At 60.4% G+C, this 19,510-nt stretch carries 15 protein-coding genes and 1 pseudogene; 9 read left to right on the top strand and 7 right to left on the bottom strand.

Annotated elements, in window-relative coordinates; all coding sequences use genetic code 11:
• Nucleotides 1–36: 36 nt before the first annotated feature.
• The 3 genes from ACYQ14_RS19405 to ACYQ14_RS19415 all read left to right on the top strand — a co-directional run bounded on the left by ACYQ14_RS19405 (nucleotide 37) and on the right by ACYQ14_RS19415 (nucleotide 3,957).
• The gene (locus ACYQ14_RS19405; protein WP_459890586.1) at nucleotides 37–1,251 is read left to right on the top strand and encodes a phosphoglycerate kinase; all 1,215 of its coding nucleotides are present in this window, start codon (nucleotides 37–39) and stop codon (nucleotides 1,249–1,251) included.
• Nucleotides 1,252–1,727: 476 nt separating this feature from the next.
• Nucleotides 1,728–2,981, top strand: coding sequence for a glycosyltransferase (locus ACYQ14_RS19410; protein ID WP_459890588.1), 1,254 nt, complete (start codon nucleotides 1,728–1,730; stop codon nucleotides 2,979–2,981).
• A 73-nt stretch (nucleotides 2,982–3,054) separates the two neighbouring features.
• On the top strand, nucleotides 3,055–3,957 hold the full coding sequence (locus ACYQ14_RS19415) for a universal stress protein (RefSeq protein ID WP_459890590.1): 903 nt from the start codon (nucleotides 3,055–3,057) through the stop codon (nucleotides 3,955–3,957).
• 14 nt (nucleotides 3,958–3,971) lie between these two features.
• On the opposite strand, the gene ACYQ14_RS19420 is transcribed toward ACYQ14_RS19415, so the two are convergent.
• A complete protein-coding gene (locus ACYQ14_RS19420) occupies nucleotides 3,972–4,946 on the bottom strand; it encodes a nucleotidyltransferase family protein (RefSeq protein WP_459890592.1) in 975 nt (324 codons plus the stop codon).
• 280 nt (nucleotides 4,947–5,226) lie between these two features.
• On the opposite strand from ACYQ14_RS19420, the gene ACYQ14_RS19425 reads away from it, so the two are divergent.
• Nucleotides 5,227–6,399 carry an inorganic phosphate transporter gene (locus ACYQ14_RS19425; RefSeq protein WP_459890595.1) on the top strand — a complete coding sequence of 391 codons (1,173 nt, stop codon included), beginning with the start codon at nucleotides 5,227–5,229 and terminating at the stop codon, nucleotides 6,397–6,399.
• Nucleotides 6,400–6,438: 39 nt separating this feature from the next.
• Here ACYQ14_RS19425 and ppsA read toward each other — a convergent pair whose 3' ends face one another.
• Complete coding sequence (ppsA, locus tag ACYQ14_RS19430; RefSeq protein ID WP_459890597.1) at nucleotides 6,439–8,715, bottom strand: pyruvate, water dikinase; 2,277 nt, start codon at nucleotides 8,713–8,715, stop codon at nucleotides 6,439–6,441.
• A gap of 227 nt (nucleotides 8,716–8,942) precedes the next feature.
• Between ppsA and ACYQ14_RS19435 the strand changes: the two genes are divergently transcribed.
• The gene (locus tag ACYQ14_RS19435) at nucleotides 8,943–10,340 is read left to right on the top strand and encodes an ADP-dependent glucokinase/phosphofructokinase (RefSeq protein ID WP_459890599.1); all 1,398 of its coding nucleotides are present in this window, start codon (nucleotides 8,943–8,945) and stop codon (nucleotides 10,338–10,340) included.
• 328 nt (nucleotides 10,341–10,668) lie between these two features.
• On the opposite strand, the gene ACYQ14_RS19440 is transcribed toward ACYQ14_RS19435, so the two are convergent.
• Nucleotides 10,669–12,024 (bottom strand): sulfatase family protein, encoded by a 1,356-nt coding sequence (locus tag ACYQ14_RS19440; protein ID WP_459890601.1) that lies wholly within the window; start codon nucleotides 12,022–12,024, stop codon nucleotides 10,669–10,671.
• Between the two features lie 395 nt (nucleotides 12,025–12,419).
• Here ACYQ14_RS19440 and ACYQ14_RS19445 point away from each other — a divergent pair, with 395 nt between their 5' ends.
• Nucleotides 12,420–12,929, top strand: a complete 510-nt coding sequence (locus ACYQ14_RS19445) for a universal stress protein (RefSeq protein WP_459890603.1) — start codon at nucleotides 12,420–12,422, stop codon at nucleotides 12,927–12,929.
• Here the strand turns inward: ACYQ14_RS19445 and ACYQ14_RS19450 are convergent.
• Nucleotides 12,829–13,515 (bottom strand): class I SAM-dependent methyltransferase, encoded by a 687-nt coding sequence (locus tag ACYQ14_RS19450; RefSeq protein WP_459890605.1) that lies wholly within the window; start codon nucleotides 13,513–13,515, stop codon nucleotides 12,829–12,831. The genes ACYQ14_RS19445 and ACYQ14_RS19450 overlap by 101 nt on opposite strands.
• Before the next feature lie 38 nt (nucleotides 13,516–13,553).
• Nucleotides 13,554–13,943 carry a DUF2267 domain-containing protein gene (locus tag ACYQ14_RS19455; protein ID WP_459890607.1) on the bottom strand — a complete coding sequence of 130 codons (390 nt, stop codon included), beginning with the start codon at nucleotides 13,941–13,943 and terminating at the stop codon, nucleotides 13,554–13,556.
• A gap of 315 nt (nucleotides 13,944–14,258) precedes the next feature.
• Between ACYQ14_RS19455 and ACYQ14_RS19460 the strand changes: the two genes are divergently transcribed.
• The gene (locus ACYQ14_RS19460; RefSeq protein ID WP_459890608.1) at nucleotides 14,259–14,717 is read left to right on the top strand and encodes a universal stress protein; all 459 of its coding nucleotides are present in this window, start codon (nucleotides 14,259–14,261) and stop codon (nucleotides 14,715–14,717) included.
• A 21-nt stretch (nucleotides 14,718–14,738) separates the two neighbouring features.
• On the opposite strand, the gene ACYQ14_RS19465 is transcribed toward ACYQ14_RS19460, so the two are convergent.
• Nucleotides 14,739–15,182, bottom strand: a complete 444-nt coding sequence (locus ACYQ14_RS19465; protein ID WP_459890610.1) for a universal stress protein — start codon at nucleotides 15,180–15,182, stop codon at nucleotides 14,739–14,741.
• A gap of 84 nt (nucleotides 15,183–15,266) precedes the next feature.
• Nucleotides 15,267–15,554, bottom strand: a complete 288-nt coding sequence (locus tag ACYQ14_RS19470) for a universal stress protein (protein WP_459890735.1) — start codon at nucleotides 15,552–15,554, stop codon at nucleotides 15,267–15,269.
• Nucleotides 15,555–16,231: 677 nt separating this feature from the next.
• On the opposite strand from ACYQ14_RS19470, the gene ACYQ14_RS19475 reads away from it, so the two are divergent.
• Both ACYQ14_RS19475 and ACYQ14_RS19480 read left to right on the top strand, forming a co-directional pair.
• Entirely contained in the window at nucleotides 16,232–19,009 is a 2,778-nt protein-coding gene (locus ACYQ14_RS19475; protein ID WP_459890612.1) for a cation-translocating P-type ATPase, read from the top strand.
• Nucleotides 19,010–19,178: 169 nt separating this feature from the next.
• Nucleotides 19,179–19,508 (top strand): annotated as a pseudogene (locus tag ACYQ14_RS19480) (glycerol dehydrogenase); the annotation flags it as partial.
• Nucleotides 19,509–19,510: the final 2 nt, after the last annotated feature.

A 19,510-nucleotide genomic window follows, 5' to 3' on the forward strand; every position in this document is an offset into this window, starting at 1 on the left:
CAGTACCGATTCGACGACTGTTCGATACGCTTGCCCATGACCTCGTTCCCGACCATCGACGACCTCGATCCCAGACAGCGATTACTCGTCCGTATCGACATCAACGCTCCTGTCGAGGACGGCGTCGTCCAGGACGACCGCAGATTCGCCCGCCACACCGAGACCATTCGCGAGTTACTTGCTGACGACCACGCGATTGCATTACTCGCCCACCAGGGCCGACCGGGTCGGGCCACGTTTGTCTCCCTCGAGCAACATGCAGCGATCCTCGCTGATCACCTCGGTCAGTCCGTCGAATTCGTCGCTGATACGTACGGTGACGAGGCGCTGTCGTCGATCGAGCACCTCGAGCCCGGCGACGTACTCCTGCTTGAAAACGTGCGGATGTGCGAGGGGGAACTGCCTGAAGAAGAGCCAGACGTGAAAGCTGAGACAGAATTGGTTCGAACGCTCGCCACCTCGTTCGACGCATACGTAAACGACGCCTACGCGACGGCACATCGTTCCCACGCGTCAATCGTCGGCTTTCCACTCGTTACAGACGCCTACGCTGGTCGCGTGATGGAACAGGAATACAGGGAAAATACCGCCCTTCGGGACAGGGAATTCGATGGGACCGTGACGATGATCCTCGGCGGGACAAAAGCCGAAGATACCATCCCCGTCGTCGAGCAACTCGCCGATGTCGTCGATCAGTTCTGTCTGGGCGGCGTCATCAGCGAGTTGTTCTTGCGTGCCGACGGTCACGACCTCGGGTACGATGTCGCCGGGACGGACTTGTTCGACCACCAGTGGGCGAACCACAGCGAGACGATCGAACGTACTCTCGAGGCACACCGCGACAGGCTGGTCCTTCCAACCGATCTCGCGTACGAGGACGACGATAACCGAGTCGAAGTCTTGGTGGAGGGTATCGAGAAAGACACATCATATCTTGATATCGGTTCCGAGACGATCGATCGCTACACCAATCTTGTCTCGACATCCGACGCCGTGTACGTCAAAGGCGCTGTCGGCGTGTTTGAAGACGAACGGTTCGCCAACGGAACCGTCGAGATTCTGTCGACGATCGCCCACACCGACTGTTTTTCCGTCGTCGGTGGCGGTGATACGGCCCACTCGATTGTTCTGTACGATCTCGACGAGAAAGATTTTACACGTGTCTCGATCGCTGGCGGCGCGTACGTCCGCGCTCTGACCGGCGAATCGCTCGTGGGAATCGACGTCCTCGAGCGTGGAGGTCAGAAGTGACGTATCCTGCCTATTGTCCTGTATATTGATACCAGCTCCTCACCGTGAGAATCTGCCGACCCTTCTTTCCACACCGTTAGATTAGTTCTATGATACGATCTCAACAAAGAATAGTATTTTTCAGACGAAGTGTGATACCCCATATATTACATATGTACTCTCGTAATACTACCAGTAATGGCTCGTCATATGCCAGGATATACCCCGAAATATCGAACGAAACAGTCGTAATCTCCTTGCTTACTCCAGTGAGGGCCCGAGGGCGGCGTGTCTCTCGGAGGACGCTGTCTCCTATTGATCGGCCGACCAGCGGTATCCTTTCGAGTGGTAGATCACCCTTTGCAGTCGTGGTTTACGTTCGGATGTCGACTCCACTGGCATCTCAGCCAGTGACGAAGATGACTGTTCGTCCGTCGATGTCAAACGGTGCTGCCCCCGCAACTGATACCGTCAGTCGTTGTACGAGGGGTAGGACGATGCACACGCCATCACTCACGGATCGAACGATCGACGCGTACACCGATGTGACGGGTCAGGATCGCCTAAATCGGCTCCAGTCGCTCGCCGACGATCTAGATGACGTTCGAATCCTGCACGTCAATTCGACGGCGACCGGCGGCGGCGTCGCTGAACTCCTCCGCTCGATCGTTCCGGTCTGTAACGACCTCGAGATCGACACTGACTGGCTCGTCATGGACGCCACTGACGAGTTCTTCGAGGTGACCAAGGCGATGCACAATGCGCTTCAGGGGGATGGGCCGTCGCTGACTGACGACATGCAAGCGACCTATCGGATGGTCACCGAGCGAAACGCCCTCGAACTCGAGGGTCACGAGAGCGAGTACGACCTCGTCGTGATCCACGATCCACAGCCGCTCGGGATGCTCGATCACATGGCGGAAACGATGCCGAATATCCCGATCGTTTGGCGCTGTCACATCGACCTCACCGACCCGATCGACGAGTACCTCGCGTTCGTCTCCGAATACGCGAGTCGGGTCGACCACGCGATTTTCAGCCGGTCCGCCTACGTCGGCGATCTCGAAGTGCCGGAAGCGAGTATCATCTACCCCTCAATCGATCCCATAACGAAGAAAAACCGCTTGCTCGGCCCGGAGACGGTCACGGACGAGCACGATCGGCTGGACCCCCTTTCGTTCGAGGATCCGCTTGTCACGCAGATTTCCCGGTTCGATCCGTGGAAGGATCAGTTCGGCACGCTTGAGGCATACCGTCGCGCCAGCGAGGACGTTCCGGAGCTCCAACTGGCGCTGGTCGGCGGGATGGCCGGCGACGATCCGGAGGGACTGGAGTTGTACGAACAGGTCGCCGAGGAGGCAGTCGACGATCCGAACGTCCACGTGCTGACCGATCAACCCGATACGACGGTGAACGTTCTGCAGCGTGATTCGGACGTCGTCGTCCAGAAGTCGCTTCGAGAAGGGTTCGGGCTGGTCGTCGCCGAGGCCCTCTGGAAGCGCACGCCGGTTGTCGGGTCGGACGTCGGCGGTATCCCGCTACAGATCGAGGACGGAGAGACCGGCTATCTCGTCGATCCGGACGACGCGGTAGGCGCTGGTGACCGCGTCCGCGACCTTCTCGAAGACGATGATCGTCGAACGCGATTCGGCGAGAACGCACGCGAGCACGTTCGAGAGCGGTTCCTGTTGCCTCGTCAGCTCGAGGAGTTGCTCGATGTGATCGCCGACGAACTGAATCGCAACCGGTGATGGGGTGTATGCCAAGACCTTACGACCCCCACACCATTATCCGCTACGCTGGTGAAGGGTGGACATGATAGCCATGAGCCGACTTATCGACTCGATACTGATACCGACAGACGACAGCGAGGGTGCCCTCACGGGAGCAAAGCATGCCATTGCGCTCGCGTCGCGGATCGGAGCGGATGTGCACGTCCTCTCGGTCGTCGCCGTCCGCAGCGACCTGGACGAGATCGCCGACGCAGTGGAGTCGGTGTACGCGTCGCTCGAGGCCGAGGCTGAAGACGCCGTCGAGACCGTCGCGGACATGGTGGGCTCTCATGATGCGGATCTCGAGGTTACGACCACCGTCAAGCGCGGAACGCCGTTCCAGACGATCCGGGAGTACGCGACGCGACGCGAGATCGACCTCATCGCCATGGGAACGAAAGGCCGGACGGGGCTAGACAGAGTCCTCCTCGGCAGCGTCACGGAGAACGTCCTCCGTACGGCTCGGACGCCCGTCCTTGCTGTCCCACCGAACGCCGACCCAACCGGAATCGACGAGATCACGTTCGACGGGTTTCTCCTGCCGACGGACGGTAGTGACGGTGCCGAGATCGCGACCGACTGGGGAATCGCGCTGGCGAACCGACTGGAGTCGATGGTCCACACTGTGTACTCCGTCGACACGAACCGCGTCCCACAGGCGAACGAACCGGGTGAACTCCTTCAGGCGCTCGAGCACAGCGGCGAGGACGCGATCGATACAGTTCGGGAGCGAGCCGTCGACACTGGTGTCAGCGTCTCCGGGGCAATCGGGACCGGGTCACCGGCAGACGTGATCCTCACGGCCGCGACCGACCGTGACGTCGATCTGATCGTCATGGGGACCCACGGCCGTACCGGTATCGGACAGTGGTTTCTCGGGAGCGTGACCGAGAACGTCGTTCGGCAGGCTGACGTGCCGGTTTTTTGTGTCCCAGTCAGCGCCGAGTCACCGTGACGTGGACTGCGAAATCACCTCTTCGGCCCGCCGGGAACCTGCGTGAACGCACCAATCATCGCGTCGTGTAGGTCGAGTTCCTCGAGATTTGCACTCTCGTCGACGATCGATTGGCGCACACTCGTCGCCTCCAGTCGCACGTTCGGAAAGATCACTGCCTGTTCGACCTCGGTGTCGACGAGTGTCGCGTCCGCCATGACGTGTACGTTCGATCTGACTGTCGCGTCCTCGAGGGTTGCCGACTCGGCAATTCGCGAGTCGCCGTCGAGGTGCCAGGAGACGGCGTCGAGGTAACTCTCTCGCGTGCCGATGTCGAACCAGGCTCCGTCGAACGTGTACGCGTACGTCGGCTCCCGCGACTGGAGCCACTGGACGAACCAGCCCGGCTCGTCGGGGTCGTTGCCTTCCTCGAGGTACGTCTGTAGCAACTCGAGCGTCTCCGCGGGAAACGCGTAGCAGCCGATCGAAACGCGGGTCCCCGGCGGATCGTCGGGCTTTTCTTGAAAGTCGACGACGCGGTCGTCCTCGAGATCGACGACCCCGTAGCCGGTTGCCCGCTCCGGCGAGCCGACGTCGTAGGCGGCGATCGTCGGCGCGTCCCGACGATCGTAGTACTCGAGAAAGTCCCCGATCGAGAAGTTGAAGATGTTGTCGCCGGCGATGACCAGCAGATCGTCGTCGATACCCTCTCTCCTGACCAGCTGAGCGAGTGCGCCGACAACCCCGAACTTTTCGTCCTCGGCACGGGTCTCTTCGATCGAGAGTCGGGGCTTCTCGTACTCGCTGTCGCCCAACTGTGTCTCGAAGTCGGATGCGAACCGTTCGTTCGTACTGACGTAGACCTCGTCGATGCGCGCTTCCCCCTCGAGTTCGGCGTAGATACGCTCGATGACTGTGGTTTCCCCGAATGGGAGAAACATCTTCGGCCGGTGTCTCGTGATCGGCCACAGCCGCGTCGCGTATCCGCCAGCGAGGACGACGGCTTTCATCGGTTCAGATCCCCCCGAGAGACGGCGTTTGGCTCCGATATCGTGTCACGGCCGCGTAAATCGTTAGTCGGTTCGTACTCATACAGATCCGGGATGGTCCCGGATATGACCTCCCACGACGCTCGTGGTAAACCTTTCATCCGTGTAGCGACTCGAAAGCCACCGTTCGCACATGCAACCGAAGCCAGTGTGTCCGGGAATCGAACAGCCGCAATGGAGTCGGCCCGTTCATCGATCGCTAGAATACCTATTTCAGCCTTCGTACCGTCAGTATCCTCCGATGGTCGAGTCCCTTCTGGTGATCGGTGTCGCCATCTCTATTTTTGTCGGGTTCAACATCGGCGGATCGTCGACCGGGATTGCGTGGGGGCCCGCCGTGGGGGCGGGATTGATCAGGAAGGTGACGGCGGCGGGTATCATGACGGGCTTCGTCTTTTTGGGCGGCTGGACCGTCGGCCGGAACGTGATGGAGACGCTGAGCGAAGGGATCATCACGATGGAGATTTCGCTCACAGCCGGCGTCGCCGTGCTCTTTTTCACCGGTCTCGGTATCCTCGTCGCCAACGTATTCGGCGTGCCCGTACCCACCTCGATGACGACCGTTGGGGCGATTGCGGGACTTGGATTGGCGACAGACACGCTCAACTACGAAACCATCACGTGGATCCTCTCGTGGTGGATCTTCACACCGATCTTCGCCTTCTGGATCGGTGCGATCATCGGCCGGTACATCTACTCGGGGCTCAGTCAGCGCGTCCAGATCGAGAACTCGGACGGTCCGCTCTTCGCCGTCAATCGTGACGGCCAGTTTGCGACGCCCGCACTCGGCCCGAACACGACCTGGCGCGAGGTCATCGGCACGACCGCCGTCGTCGTCCTCGGCTGTTACATGGCCTTCAGTGCGGGTGCAAGTAACGTCCCGAACGCCGCCGCGCCGCTCGTTAGCGGAGGTGCACTGACGGCCGAACCGGCAATCGTCATCGCGACAGTCGCGATCGGTCTCGGCGGGTTCACGATTGCCCGTCGGACAATGGAATCGGTCGGGAGCGATCTTAGCGACATCCCCCTTCTTGCTGCACTGATCATCATGCTCACGGCTGCGACGATCACCACCGCCCTCTCCTCCATCGGAATCCCGATCAGTCTCGTGCTGTCGTCGGTCGGCACGATTGTCGGCCTCGGCTGGGGGCGTGCAAGTAGACCGGTCGCTGCCCACGAGGCGCTATCTGGCAGAACAGCCGACACCGATATCGTAATGGGGGCGTTGACCGCCGAGGACGAACTCGACGAGGTGCCGCCGATCGGAGAAGACGAACCCGAGGACGTCCTCGAGGCGGACGACCTCTTCAAAACGGAGGCCATCATCAAGTACGTCACGATGTGGATCGTCGGACCCACGATGTCGACGATTCTTGCGTACACATTCTTCGTGTTAGTTCCTGGTGTCGTCTGAACGAACGGTTCCAGACGTCGTGTGATCGGGTCCTCGTGATCACGCGTCCTCGAGTTCGGCGACAGTAAGCAACGTCTCGACCGCGACGTCCGGCGATACCGAGATCGAATCGATATCCGTATCGAGCAGGAACTCGACGTATTCGGGTATCGTCGACGGCGCGTCGCCACAGATCCCGACCGGCTGGTCGTGTCGGTGGGCCTCCTCAATTAGTGAGGAAATCGATCGCATGACCGACTCATCAGTCTCGTCGAACAAGGGTGCGAGTTGCTCTGAGTTCCGGTCGACGCCGAGCGTTAGCTGTGTGAGGTCGTTTGACCCGATGGAAAAGCCGTCGAACAGCGCCGAGAACCGATCCGCGAGGATGATGTTCGACGGCAGTTCCGCCATTACGTATACGTCCATCTCGTCCGGCGAAAGGCCGTACTCGTCCAGCAACTCGAGGACGCGTTCGCCCTCCTCGGGCGTGCGACAGAACGGCACCATCACGGTGACGTTGTCCAGCCCAACATCCTCGCGAACCTGGCACAGCGCCTCACACTCGAGTCGGAACGCCTCGCGAAAGTCCTCGTCGTAGTACCGGGAGGCGCCCCGCCAGCCGATCATCGGGTTGTCCTCGTCAGGTTCGTACTTCCAGCCGCCCTCGAGGTTGCGGTACTCGTCGGTCTTGAAGTCGCTAAGCCGAAAGATGACGTCGTCGGGATAGAACGCGGCGCCGATCTTTGCGATGCCGGTTCGTAACGCGTCGACGAAGCGTTCCTCCTCGCCGCGCTCGAGTAGTTCCAGCGGGTGATAGCCGACGTAGGACGTCACGATGAACTCCTCGCGTGCCAATCCCACGCCGTCAACGGGGAGGTTCGAGAGTGCGAACGCTCGCGCAGGGTCGCCGAGGATCAGTTTGACTTCGGTGTCGGTCTCGGGGAGGTCGTCCACCACCTCCTCACGGACGTCGTACTCGAGTTCGCCCTCGTAGACCCGGCCGACATCGGTCGAACAGTCGACCGTCACGGGGTCGCCGTTCATCAGCGTCTCGGTCGCGTCGCCGGTCCGAACGATCGCGGGGACGCCGAGTTCGCGCGAGACGATCGCTGCATGGGACGTCTTCCCGCCCCGATCGGTCACGATGGCGCTCGCCTTCTTCATCACGGGGACCCAGTCCGGGTCGGTCATCTCCGTGACGAGGACATCGCCGTCCTCGACGCGGTCCATCTCGCGGTGGTCTTCGAGGACGCGGACAGGGCCGCTCGCCACGGCGTTGCCGATCGCGATCCCGTCAAAGATCTCCTCGTCGGTTTCCTCGAGACTGTACGTTCGGAGGACGTTCCCCTCGGTCGCCCCGTGGACCGTCTCTGGCCGGGCCTGGACAACGAACAGTTCTTCGAGCTGTCCATCGATGAGCCACTCGATGTCCTGCGGGGCGTCGAAGTGCTCTTCGATGCGAGTTGCGTACGTCGTGAGCTCTCGGATTCGGCCGTCCGAAAGGGCGAACTCACCCTGTTCGTCGTCCGGGACCGACTCGAGCTTCGTGCCGCCGTTGCGCCGCACCATGCGCTGGGTCTTCCCGCCGAGTTGCTTCTCGACGATGCCGGTAGTCGGCTTGAAGACGACGTATCTGTCGGGATCGACCACGCCCTGGACGACCGGCTCGCCGAACCCGTAGGCCGCTTCGATGACGACGACCTCGTCGAAGCCGGTGTCGGGATCGAGGGTGAACAACACCCCCGAGGACGCCAGATCGGCCCGCCCCATCTTCTGGACGGTACAGGCGAGTTTCACGTCGAGGTGATCGAAGTCGTTGTTCTCGCGGTAGACGATCGCCCGATCGGTAAACAGCGAGGCGAAGCAATGTTTGATCGATTCGAGCAGTTCCGTCGTCCCCGAAACGTTCAGGAACGTCTCCTGTTGCCCCGCGAAGGAGGCATCCGGCAGATCCTCGGCAGTCGCGGAACTCCTGACGGCGACGTCCGGCTCGTCGATCTCGATCCGGTCTGCCAGTTCCTCGTACTGATCGACGATCGCGGATTCAAGTTCCGCTGGCATCTCCGCATCCGAAATCAGGGCTCGCACCCGCTCGCCGCGCTGCTGTAGGTCGGCGACGTTCTCGGGGTCTACCCCGGCGAGTTCCGACTCGATCTCCTCGCGGATGCCCGTCCGTTCAACGTAGTAGTCGTACGCGCCGGCCGTCGTCGTGAATCCCGGTAACACGGGCACGTCGAGGCCAGCGAGTTCGCCGAGGTTCGCGCTCTTTCCGCCGACGACCCCCGTGTCCTCGCTACTCACGTCCACTAACCGCCTGATGAATGTATCTCCTCCCATCGCTCTGCAGTGCTGACCACGCGGACGAAAATAAGTTGCAGGGGGCGGAACTGGGGTCCGCGTAGCAACGGGCGAGCGCTAGCCGCGCCGACGGTTTATCGCCGACGCTCCCCTGGGTGCACTCGACTCCGGAACGACGGACCGGGATCCGATCTTGCGACTGACCCACCACAAACAATTTTATAGAAGATAGCATTAACTCTCTGGGACTGGGAGCACCCCGTATCATGGTGGACGATCACGCCCAGCTAGAGTCCGATATCCGAGCGCTAGACGGTCTGCCGGTGTTCGTCGCGTACAACGCTAACGTCGACGCAATCGTCCGGGTCGACGAGGACGTGGAGGCGTTCCTCGAGCGACCGCCAGAACCCGGCGAACGCCACCCGTCAAGTCCGCTGGCGTCGAAACGGGACCTTGCGACGGCGATTACGCACACGATGGTGGCTGGACGAGGCGACGAAGTCGCGATGACGGACGAATTCGCGGCCATCCTTGAAGCAGAATTCGAACCCGACAGCCAGCAGATGGGCGGCCAGACGGGGATCATGACCAACCTCGTCTCCTCGCTGGGAGCGTCGCCGGTCACGTACACGTACCTGCTTTCAGACAGGCAACTCACGATGTTCGATCATCCCGACGCAGTGGCGTACCCGATGGTCGAGGACGGTGAGGTGGACTCCGTACCGCTTCAGGAGGCCGTCAACACGAACCGAACGAAAATCAACTGGGTGTTCGAGTTCAGGACCGGCGACGAGCTCTTTGACGTCACGGCGACCGAAGATACCCGGTTCATCGCTGCCTCGAGGCCCCCGGAGTTCGACCTCGTCGCCGGCGACCTCGACACGCACGTCGATCAGGTCGGCGACGTCGTCGACGGGGCGTTGCTGGCCGGTTACCACAACCTTACGCCCGACCACGTCGAAGAGGGCTACGAACAGGCACACCGCCATGCCCGAGAGGTCATTCGGAGACTCCGATCGGGGAGCGAGGACGATTTGAAAGTCCACATCGAGTACGCCGTGACACACGACGCCGACCTCCGTGAGAGCATCTACAAGTGGATCCTCCCGGAAGCGAACGTCATCGGTGCGGACACGCACGAACTCAATCTCCTCCACGACGACGCTGACCTCGAGGTCGTCGACAAGGAACCGACGGAAGACACCCCGTTCGAGCCCGACGAAATCCTCACTCACTACCGCATGCTCGACGCGCTCCGGGCCGAACTCGGCGTCGACTGTCTCCGACTCCATGCGATGGAGTATCACCTCTCCGTGATGGACTCGTATTTTCCTTCCGAGGCGGTCGAGCGCGGGCTAGAGTTTGCCGCCGTCAACGCCGCGACGAAGGCCGCGTTGGGTGACATTACGTCTCCCGGCGATCTCGAGACTGGCCTGGAGTACGAACCGTCAGCGAAGGGTCGGGTGGCGATCGAACTCCTCGCGGACCACCTTGACGAGACGGCCGATGACGGCGTCCTCTACACTCCAACGGTCGCCGCCTGTCCTAATCGAGTCGTCGAGGATCCTGTAGGGACGGTTGGGATCGGCGACATTGTCTCGTCGTCGAGTTTCCTTCTCGAGCTCGCGGTCGCGAAGGGGCGCGAGAACGAGAGCGAGAGCTGAATCGAAAGCGAGAACGACATGGCATATCTATTCCAGAACGACTCTGTCTACGGGCGACACGTCACCTCGTCCTGGAGTCAGGGACGCTGAACGTGAACAGTGAGTATTCGTCTGTCGAGTAGCTTCGGCTAAAACGAGAATCCACCGACGACTCCGCCTCTAGAGCACAGAAGGTGACCGATACCAAAATGTTGGTTTGGGGAAGAAGGTGTTATAACATCAGCGTTCAGTTTACAGTTCTACTGGCCTCGACTTTTATCGGAGGGGGAGGACAGAATCAATTCTGTGCGAACTCTTCTATGACACCCTTTTGGGAACCGATCCGTGGCTACGCCGATTCGTGCGGCCACGACTGAATACCGTCGTAGTCGCCTGGCAGGACGGGACCGTCAAGGAGCGGATCGTCGGTCGCGTCCATCCACTCGTAGAGTTCCCGCGAGAGTTCCTGTCGAATGTCCTGATAGCGGGGTTCGTACACGACGTTGTCATCCTCCTGGGGTGCATCGTGGAGGTCGTACAACTCCTCGTACTGGCGCGGCGGGACGCCGTCGGTTTCGCGGACCTCGCGGCCGGATTCACTGGCAAACACGTCCGTCGGCAGGTAGACGGTGGGAAGATGCCAGAAGCTCCGGACGTACTTGTATCGATCCGTTCGAACGGCCCGAACCGGATTGTACATATCGTGCCAGGTCATCTCGGCGAAAATTCGGTCCCGCTCGACGTACGTTTCGTCGCGATCGGTGATCAGACTGACAAAACTTTTTCCGTCAACTATCTCGGGAATCTCGATCCCGGTGAGATCGAGAATCGTCGGCAAGACATCGACATTACTGATGAGTTCGTCGTATCGTTCATCAGCATCGATAACCCCCGGATAGCACATAATGAGCGCCGCTTCGATTCCCGCGTCATAGCAGGTTCCTTTCGCACGCGGGAACGCGATCCCGTGTTCGGTCGTCAAGAGCACAAGCGTCTCCTCGTCGAGACCGTTCTCGGCTAGCGCGTCGAGAATCGTTCCGACGGCGTCGTCGATGGCGTACACCATCCCGCGCATTTCCGCGAGGTCGTGGCGAACGCCTCGTCGATCCGGAAGGTACGGGAGCGGTCGGACCGCGTCCGGATCGTCGGCCTTGTAGTACTCGGCGTCGAACCCGAATCGACCGTCGTCAGCCTCGACTCGGTGACACTCGAAGAACCCGATCGACGCGAAAAACGGTTCCTCGTACGCCGATGCATCGAGAAACGACGAGACGACTGCCGAAACGTTGCGGGCACGATTCGCCTGGTGAACCGCGGGCGAGACACCCGGATAGAGGTTCCCCTCCGAGTGGACGCGATCGTACTCGAGTCGATCCGTATTTTGCGTGATATGCTGGAGCCCGAACAGGTGCGTTTCGTAGCCGACATCGGTGAGATACTGGGGCAAGATTCGTTCGTCCTCGTGGAGTTCCCAGTCGCCGTGAGCGAGCCCCATCAGACCATTGACGTGAGGGACACGACCAGTTATGAGGCTGCCGCGACTCGGCGAACACTGTGGCGCAGTCGCGAAGTGGCGTTCGAACAGTGCACCGTCCGCAGCGAGCGAATCGATCCGAGGTGTTTCGATATCGACGCCGTAACAGCCGAGGTAGCGCCCGAGATCGTGAGCGTGGATCAAGAGGACGTTTGGTCGTAAGTCAACCATGACCCCTGCGTACCATGGCCTATCGGATAACAATTGGTGAGGTGACAGACGCTACTGGCGTCAAGTCGCTTTGGGAGGACGGGCGTACTGCTGTCGACTGCTCAATCCGATTGAAATGCGATGTAATGAGATAGTGTCGCTTTCCTGATAGCAATCATCGGAACGGGGACCGTCCTGAGCGCTTTTTCGGTGACACTCCAGCAGATACCGCGGAATTCCATTTCATCAATACGTCCCTATCACGACGAAATCGATGTCAGCTTCCGTGAGATCGGCTATGAGATCATCACAGAACATCTCATGGATTCGACGGTATGTCCCGAGCGAGCTCTTGACGGACGTCCGCGCGTTGTTGTGCAATACCGCCGAGAGTACGCGGGCTGTGCTTGAGGCCGATGACCGAGAGTGTCCCGAGAAAAGGGGTCTGGATTTATCTCTGTCGTTGGGGTACATCGGGTTGGGCGAGCCACGCTCGCCGGAGTAAACTCCAGACATTCCTGCGAACTGGGAGGCCACACACGGAGATTCTCCCGGTCGCGAATACCGACATCGACCACATCGTGATGGAAACCCATGGCGAATCGCCGATTACGCGCTCGTTTCTTGGCCGCGTGAGCGAGGCCGTCGTCCGCCGAGCGCCGGTTTCGACGACGATTGTTCCCGAGACGACGACCGTGCTCCGTGACCGCGACTGCCCGGCGGTTGCACCGGAACTGACGTACACCAGTCCGCAGGAACACGAGTCTGTCGCGTTCAGTAACGATTCGACGAATTTCTGGCCGACGAAACGCGTCAATCCGTTCGCTACGGGATCTCACAGTGGACGACTTCGACGGGAAGTCCCCAGGCGGATATCTCCCGGTGATCGTGGACCACGAACCCGGCTTCGAGCAGCGTTTCCCTGAGGTAGATCGGCCGGCAGTCGACGTGCGTCGGGAGGCGTTCATGAACTGCTTCGTACAGCCATGTCACGGGTCCGGCCCGCCGTCGGGACAGCGAGACGATACAAAGGCGACCATCGGAGGCGAGCACGCGGCTCCACTCTGACAGGACCGGTCGGACCGCGGGCGTGTCGAAGAGTTCGAGCACAAAACTTGCGAAGAGAGCGTCAAAGACTCCGTCCGCGAACGGAAGCGTGGCCCCGTCTCCCTGGACGATGTCCGGCTCGAGATCGGCCGCCGTGAGCCGATCCCGCGCAGTCTGACACATCCCGGGTGCGAGGTCGAGCCCGATGGCAAGGCCGTCGGGAGCAACGGCCCGCGAAAGCTCGAGGAGTGCACTGCCGGTGCCACAGCCGACGTCGAGAACGCGTTCGCCCGGCGTGGCCTCGAGTACGTCTAGTCCAACCGATCGTGCGGGTGCCTCGAACGGATCAGCGACGATGTCGTACCAGTCGCTCAACGCATCGTACCAGTCACGGGCGTCGGTTTTCGGTCGCGGTACGCGAGCGATCGGCCCCGGTGGTGTGGACGGCAGATCATTCGATGTCAACCGATGCGCAGTGTCGTAGTTATCCGAATTCGTTCCGCTCACGTCTCGGTTTTGTCGATTAGCTCGAACAGCCGATCATAATCGTCAGGGAGTTGTCCATCGGCTTTCTCGATGTTGTCCGCTGGAACGATCTCGGCGACGATTGGGGCTCTCTGTTGGGCGTGATAGTTGGCATCGGATCGATCGACATTCGTGCGGTTTGCGACGCAATCGAGAAACTCCTGATAGTCGAAGCGCTGCCCGTGTTCGGCTTCGGTCAGATACCAATCGATTTCCATCAGCAGGGGACTCGCGAGATCCATTGCCTTTCCTTCGTACAGCCGTTCGCCGAGGGTTGTCAACACGGCTCGAGTCGCTTGGACTGCCTGTCCGAAGTGGGCGTATTCTAGTCTGTGCTGAACCTGCCCGGTAAATTCTTTGTAATTCATAGTCTGTGGATGTGTGGTCACAAGATTGACTGGCGTGACGGTACCGATACCAGTGAATTCGATACCCAGTCTCTCTACTCGAATGCGATTCGTTCTCAAGTCAGTCACGAAGATACATAAATCCCGAACGCACCGATACGCCAAGAAACGAATGGATCGTCGAGCGTCGATTTGTATGACGTCAACGTCTGTCTGGCGCGATTGCTCCCAATCGTGCGAACCGTATTCCAAGCAGCCGATACCACCGACGAGCGTTCGCTCGGAGACTCCCCCCTCCAGATAGCATTTTATCACTGGGAGCGATACGAGTAAACGATGGCTCGCAACCTTCTCGTTCCCATCGATGGTTCGCCGTTGTCGATTCAGGCGCTCGAGTTCGCATGTGACGAGTACGACGACGCCTCTATCGTCGCACTTCACATCCTCGATCCGTCTGATCCAGGATACAGTTCCGCAACCGAGGTCGACATGCGAAACGAACCGATTCACGGCTCCGAAGAGTGGTACGAACGAGCGAACGAAGAAGAAGAACAGATTTTCGATACAGCCCGCGAGGTAGCAACGGACTACGACGGGGATTTCGAGACTGACGGTGTTACTGGGGACCCGTCGCGTGAAATCGTCGAGTATGCCGAGAAGAACGACGTCGATCAGATTATCATGGGGAGTCACGGCCGAACGGGGACGACGAGATTGCTTCTCGGAAGCGTCGCCGAGATTGTCGTCCGGAGATCACCAGTTGTAGTTACTGTCGTTCGTGCTGAGGACGTGTGACAGGCACCACGACTGGTAGCGTTAGCGCACGATCGTCACCGGAACATCCACGCGCTTGACGACGAGTTCGGCCGTACTCCCCATTCGCGCCCCGGGTGCGCCGCTCCGCCCTTTGCTTCCCATCACGATCTGATCCGCGTCAGTGCCGTCGACGGCGGCGACGATAGTCTGGGCCGGTGAGCCAATTCCCGTCTCGGTCTCGACGTGGTTCTCGAGGTCGACCGTCTCGTACTCGTCTCCGAGGTCTCCCCGCGCGTCCTCGAAGAGTTGCGCCGCTCGCGAACGCTGGTCGTCTAGCCATTCGTCGGTCAACGCCGGTAACTGCTCGTCAGCAGGCGTCACCTCGAACGGATCGATCGCGTGAAAGAGAATGATCTGGGCGTTCGGGAAAGTATCGAGAGCATACTTGAACGCAGCCTGCGCGTTCGACGAGCCGTCGTGTGGAACGAGGATCGATCGTGACATCGTTTCGGTATTCGCCACGAACGCTCGTAAAGCCATCCACCGGTGAGATGCATTCGAACGACAGACTACACTGCGGGTTCGCCGTTAGCTGTCATCGCTTGGTTCCGGAATGACGATGACCGGTATCGAAGTCGATCGGACAACCCGATCAGCCGTACTTCCCATCAGCCGCATCACACCCGTTCGGCCCGTTCGTCCGAGGATGATATCGTTGTCCTCGGCATACGCGACGATGCCGTGAGCTGGATGACCGCGCCGAACGGCACTGGCCACCTCGACATCGTGTGTTTCGTACGCCGATGCAATTTCCTCTCGACCGTGACTGCCGATGACGATCGTGTCGTCGGTCGCCTCTTTGGCCTGTCTGACGATTTCGTGGTGGGGTGTTCAGTGATGATTTCGGTATTTGTCTCACGATCGTAATCTGTCGCGATAGCTGCTGCATCAGTAAGGATATCGTGGCCCTGTTCCAGGGCTTCGAACAGATACATCGTGAATCGCCAACAGTCAGAATAGGGACTCGTTGCTGGGGGTATTAAGAATCGAATCATCGTAGGGTCGCCGCATGACCGTTCAGCGTGCAGGCATAGTCAGTAGTGAAGTCGGTCCTCTCCCCTACTGGTCGACGAACGAATTAGGCACGGCGACCTCACACCAGGCACTCGAGGACACGACGCCGTCATCGTGTGAAGTAGATGTCGACGACGCATGGAACTTCGTCGCCGATGTATCTGACAATCGGGTTAGATGCCACGTGGAGATCAATGTCGAAGGCCTCCGCAAGTCGTCGTCGATCGCAGCGTCGCTTGAGCCACAGGACTGTTACCCGGTGACCGGCGGTGTGAGAGCAATCGATCACAGCTGACGGTCGTCGTCGAGGCCCAACGGGGAGCTACCGGCGACTGGTCCGTCAAGTTCACACCGTGAGTTGATCGCCGCTCGGTCGACCCAACCAAGTGACGAACGCGAGAAGCGACTACGAACCAATTCGAATCGAAATTGTACACGTGTCACGCCCAGAGCAGAATCAACACCGAGATCGAGCGCGAATGGGAGCCGACCCTGACGCCACGACGAACTGGCACTCGCGACCGATCGAGGAGATCTACGACGGTCTCGAGACCTCGGCTGAAGGACTAAATCTTGCTGAAGCACGCGAGCGTCTCGAGTACGAGGGGGCCAACAAGATCGAAGCCGAGGAGGGAATTTCGCCACTTCAAATCTTCGTCGAGCAGTTCAAGCCAGCGCTAATCTGGGTGTTGATCGTCGCCGCGGCGGTGATGGCAGCGGTTGGCCACGTGATCGATGCTGGGGTCATTGCGGGTGTCGTCCTGTTCATCACCGCCTTCGGCTTCTTGCAGGACTATCGTGCCGAACAGAGCATTCAGGCGCTAAAGGAGATGTCGACGACCTACGCGCTGGTCAGACGCAGCGGCGAGAAGACCGAAATCGACGCGACGAACGTTGTGCCCGGCGACGTTATATTCGTCGAGTCCGGCGACATCGTCCCCGCCGACGCCCGGATCGTCGACGAGTCGAACCTGAGCGTCGACGAGGCGGCCCTGACCGGCGAGAGCGTCGGCGTTTCGAAGGCAGTCGGTCGGGTCGACGAGGACACCTCACTGGCCGAGCGCGAGAACATGCTGTACAAGGATACTGTCGTCGAGCGCGGCTCCGGGATGGCGGTTGTCGTCGAGACCGGCCCCGAGTCCGAAATCGGGCAGATCGCGACGGCCCTCGAGGAAGCCGAAGAGCGCGATACGCCGTTCCAGGCGGAGATGGACCGGCTGGGCAAACTCATCGCGCTCGGGGTCATCGGCATCGTCTCGATCATCGCGATCACCGAGCTGGTAATCGGCGACACACCGCCGCTGCAGGTCTTCCTGACGGCGGTCGGCATCGCGGTTTCGGCGGTCCCTGAGGGGCTTCCGGCGGTCGTCACGCTCTCGCTCGCGCTCGGGGCGCGCCGGATGGCCGACCAGAATGCTCTCGTTCGCAGGCTTCCGATCGTCGAGGCGCTTGGCTCGGTCGACGTAATCTGTACGGACAAGACCGGTACACTCACCGAGGAGGAGATGACCGTCCAGCGGATCGTCGCCAACCGTGAAACCTACACAGTGACCGGGACCGGCTACGACACCGACGGGGAGTTTCTACAGGACGACGAGCCAGTCGACACCGACAGGGTCGCCAAGGTACTGCACTGTGGGATGCTCTGTAACAACGTCGACATCGGCATCCGTGAACGCGACGGGTCTACGACAGACGAGTCCGCCGACCAAGAGCGTACCTACCTCGGCGATCCAACCGAAATCGCACTGTTCGTCGCCGCCCAGAAAGCTGGGTTCGATCACCGAGATCTGACTGGAAGGTACCCCCGAATCGGGGAGGTCGAGTTTACTTCGGCTCGCAAACGAATGACGACCGTCCACGAGACGCCTGACAGCGGGACGGTCGCCTACATGAAAGGCGCACCAGAGACCGTCCTCAATCACTGTAATCGGGAACTCGTCGACGGCGAGACCGTCTCTCTCACGGATGAACAGCGCACGGAGATCGAGACCCAAAATGAGGGGTTCGCGGCGGACGCGTTGCGCGTGATGGGGTTTGCGTACCGACCCGACGTTCCTGATTCGCAGGCGCAGGATCCAGACGAGGATGTCGAGCAGGAGATGGTCTTTCTTGGGTTGCAGGGAATGATCGATCCGCCTCGACCCGAGGTGACGGACGCGCTTGCGGGCTGTCTCGACGCTGGGATCAACGTCGTGATGATCACAGGCGACAACGCGATCACTGCGCGGGCAGTCGGTGAGGAGGTCGGACTCCGCTCGGCAACAGTGATTGCGGGACCCGAACTCGAGGAGATGGGAGACGAGACGTTGCGGGAGGTGGTCGACGACGTCGATATCTTCGCCCGAACGTCGCCGGAACACAAGACGCGTATTCTCCAGACGCTCCAGCAGAAAGGGCACACGGTGGCGATGACGGGAGACGGCGTCAACGACGCGCCAGCAGTCAAGAACGCAGACGTTGGTGTCGCTATGGGGGTTCGCGGGACGGACGTCACGGAACAAGCCTCCGACATCGTCCTGCTGGACGACAATTTCGCGACGATTCGGGACGCGGTTAGGGGCGGCCGGCGCATCTTCGACAACGTTCGCAAGTTCGTCAACTATCTGTTGTCAGGTAACGGCGGGGAGGTGACGATGATTTTCACGGGGACGCTGGCGGGCCTGGGACTCGTGATTACGCCGATCCAAGTGCTCTGGATCAACGTCGTCACCGATGGCATTCCCGCGCTGACGATGGGCGTCGATCCGGCCGCAGACGACGTCATGGACCGAGAGCCACGCCCGCCCGACGAAGGCGTCATCACCGACCGGATCATCACGTCCATCGTCGGCATCGCGCTCTTTATGACAGTCTGTCTGTTGCCGCTGTTTACCCTCAACTTCTACGGCGAACTAGTCCCGGGATACGATGTGACCGCCGCACTCGTCGGCTGGAGTCCCGACTACGAAGTGGGGCGCGGACTTGCTCAGACGGTGGTCTTTACCGGATTCGTCGTCTTCGAGATCGTCCGAATTCAGGCGATTCGGTACCGGTACGGGCTCGGACTCTTCTCGAACAATTGGCTCGTGCTCGCAGTCGCCGTCGCCGTAACGTTGCAGTTGCTCGTCCTCTACACGCCGACCGGGCAACTGCTGTTCGACGTCGAACCGCTCGCACTCGTCCATTGGGCCCAGATCGCGATCGCAGCCGCGGTCTTTGCCCTGTTGATGGCCGTCTTCGTGAAGGTTCAGGACAGGTACTTCGACCGGTACTAACCTCCAACCGGGTCGGCGAGACCCGTTCGAGAGGCCTTCGGGCAATAGTAACAACTGAAACTGTTCACACAGCAATCGCACGACAGTTGTGTGATTGGGTATGAACTGACTTTCAGTGGCTACTATATATCGCGACGGAATTCGTGCTACTCGAGTGCGGCGTCGATATCAACTCGAGGCGACCCACGATGCGACCTACGGCGAGAAAGTGACGATCGGCACGATCGCGCAACTCGTCCTCGAGGGTCACGACGATGCGTTCGTCGAGGATGTGGCAGGCTTCGCGTCCTCGGTCGGGCTGCCGACCACGCTAGCCGAAATCGGACTCGACGACCCGTCGAGCGAGGACCTCGCAGTCGTCGCGGACGCAGCCTGTGCCGACGAGGAGACGATCCACAACGAACCGTTCCCGGTGTCGCCCGACAACGTTCGTGACGCGCTCGTCAGCGCCGATGCGATCGGGCGCCGCCTCTCGGAGACAGAAAGCGACAGTCGGTAGCG

The organism is Halostagnicola bangensis (genome assembly GCF_054653435.1).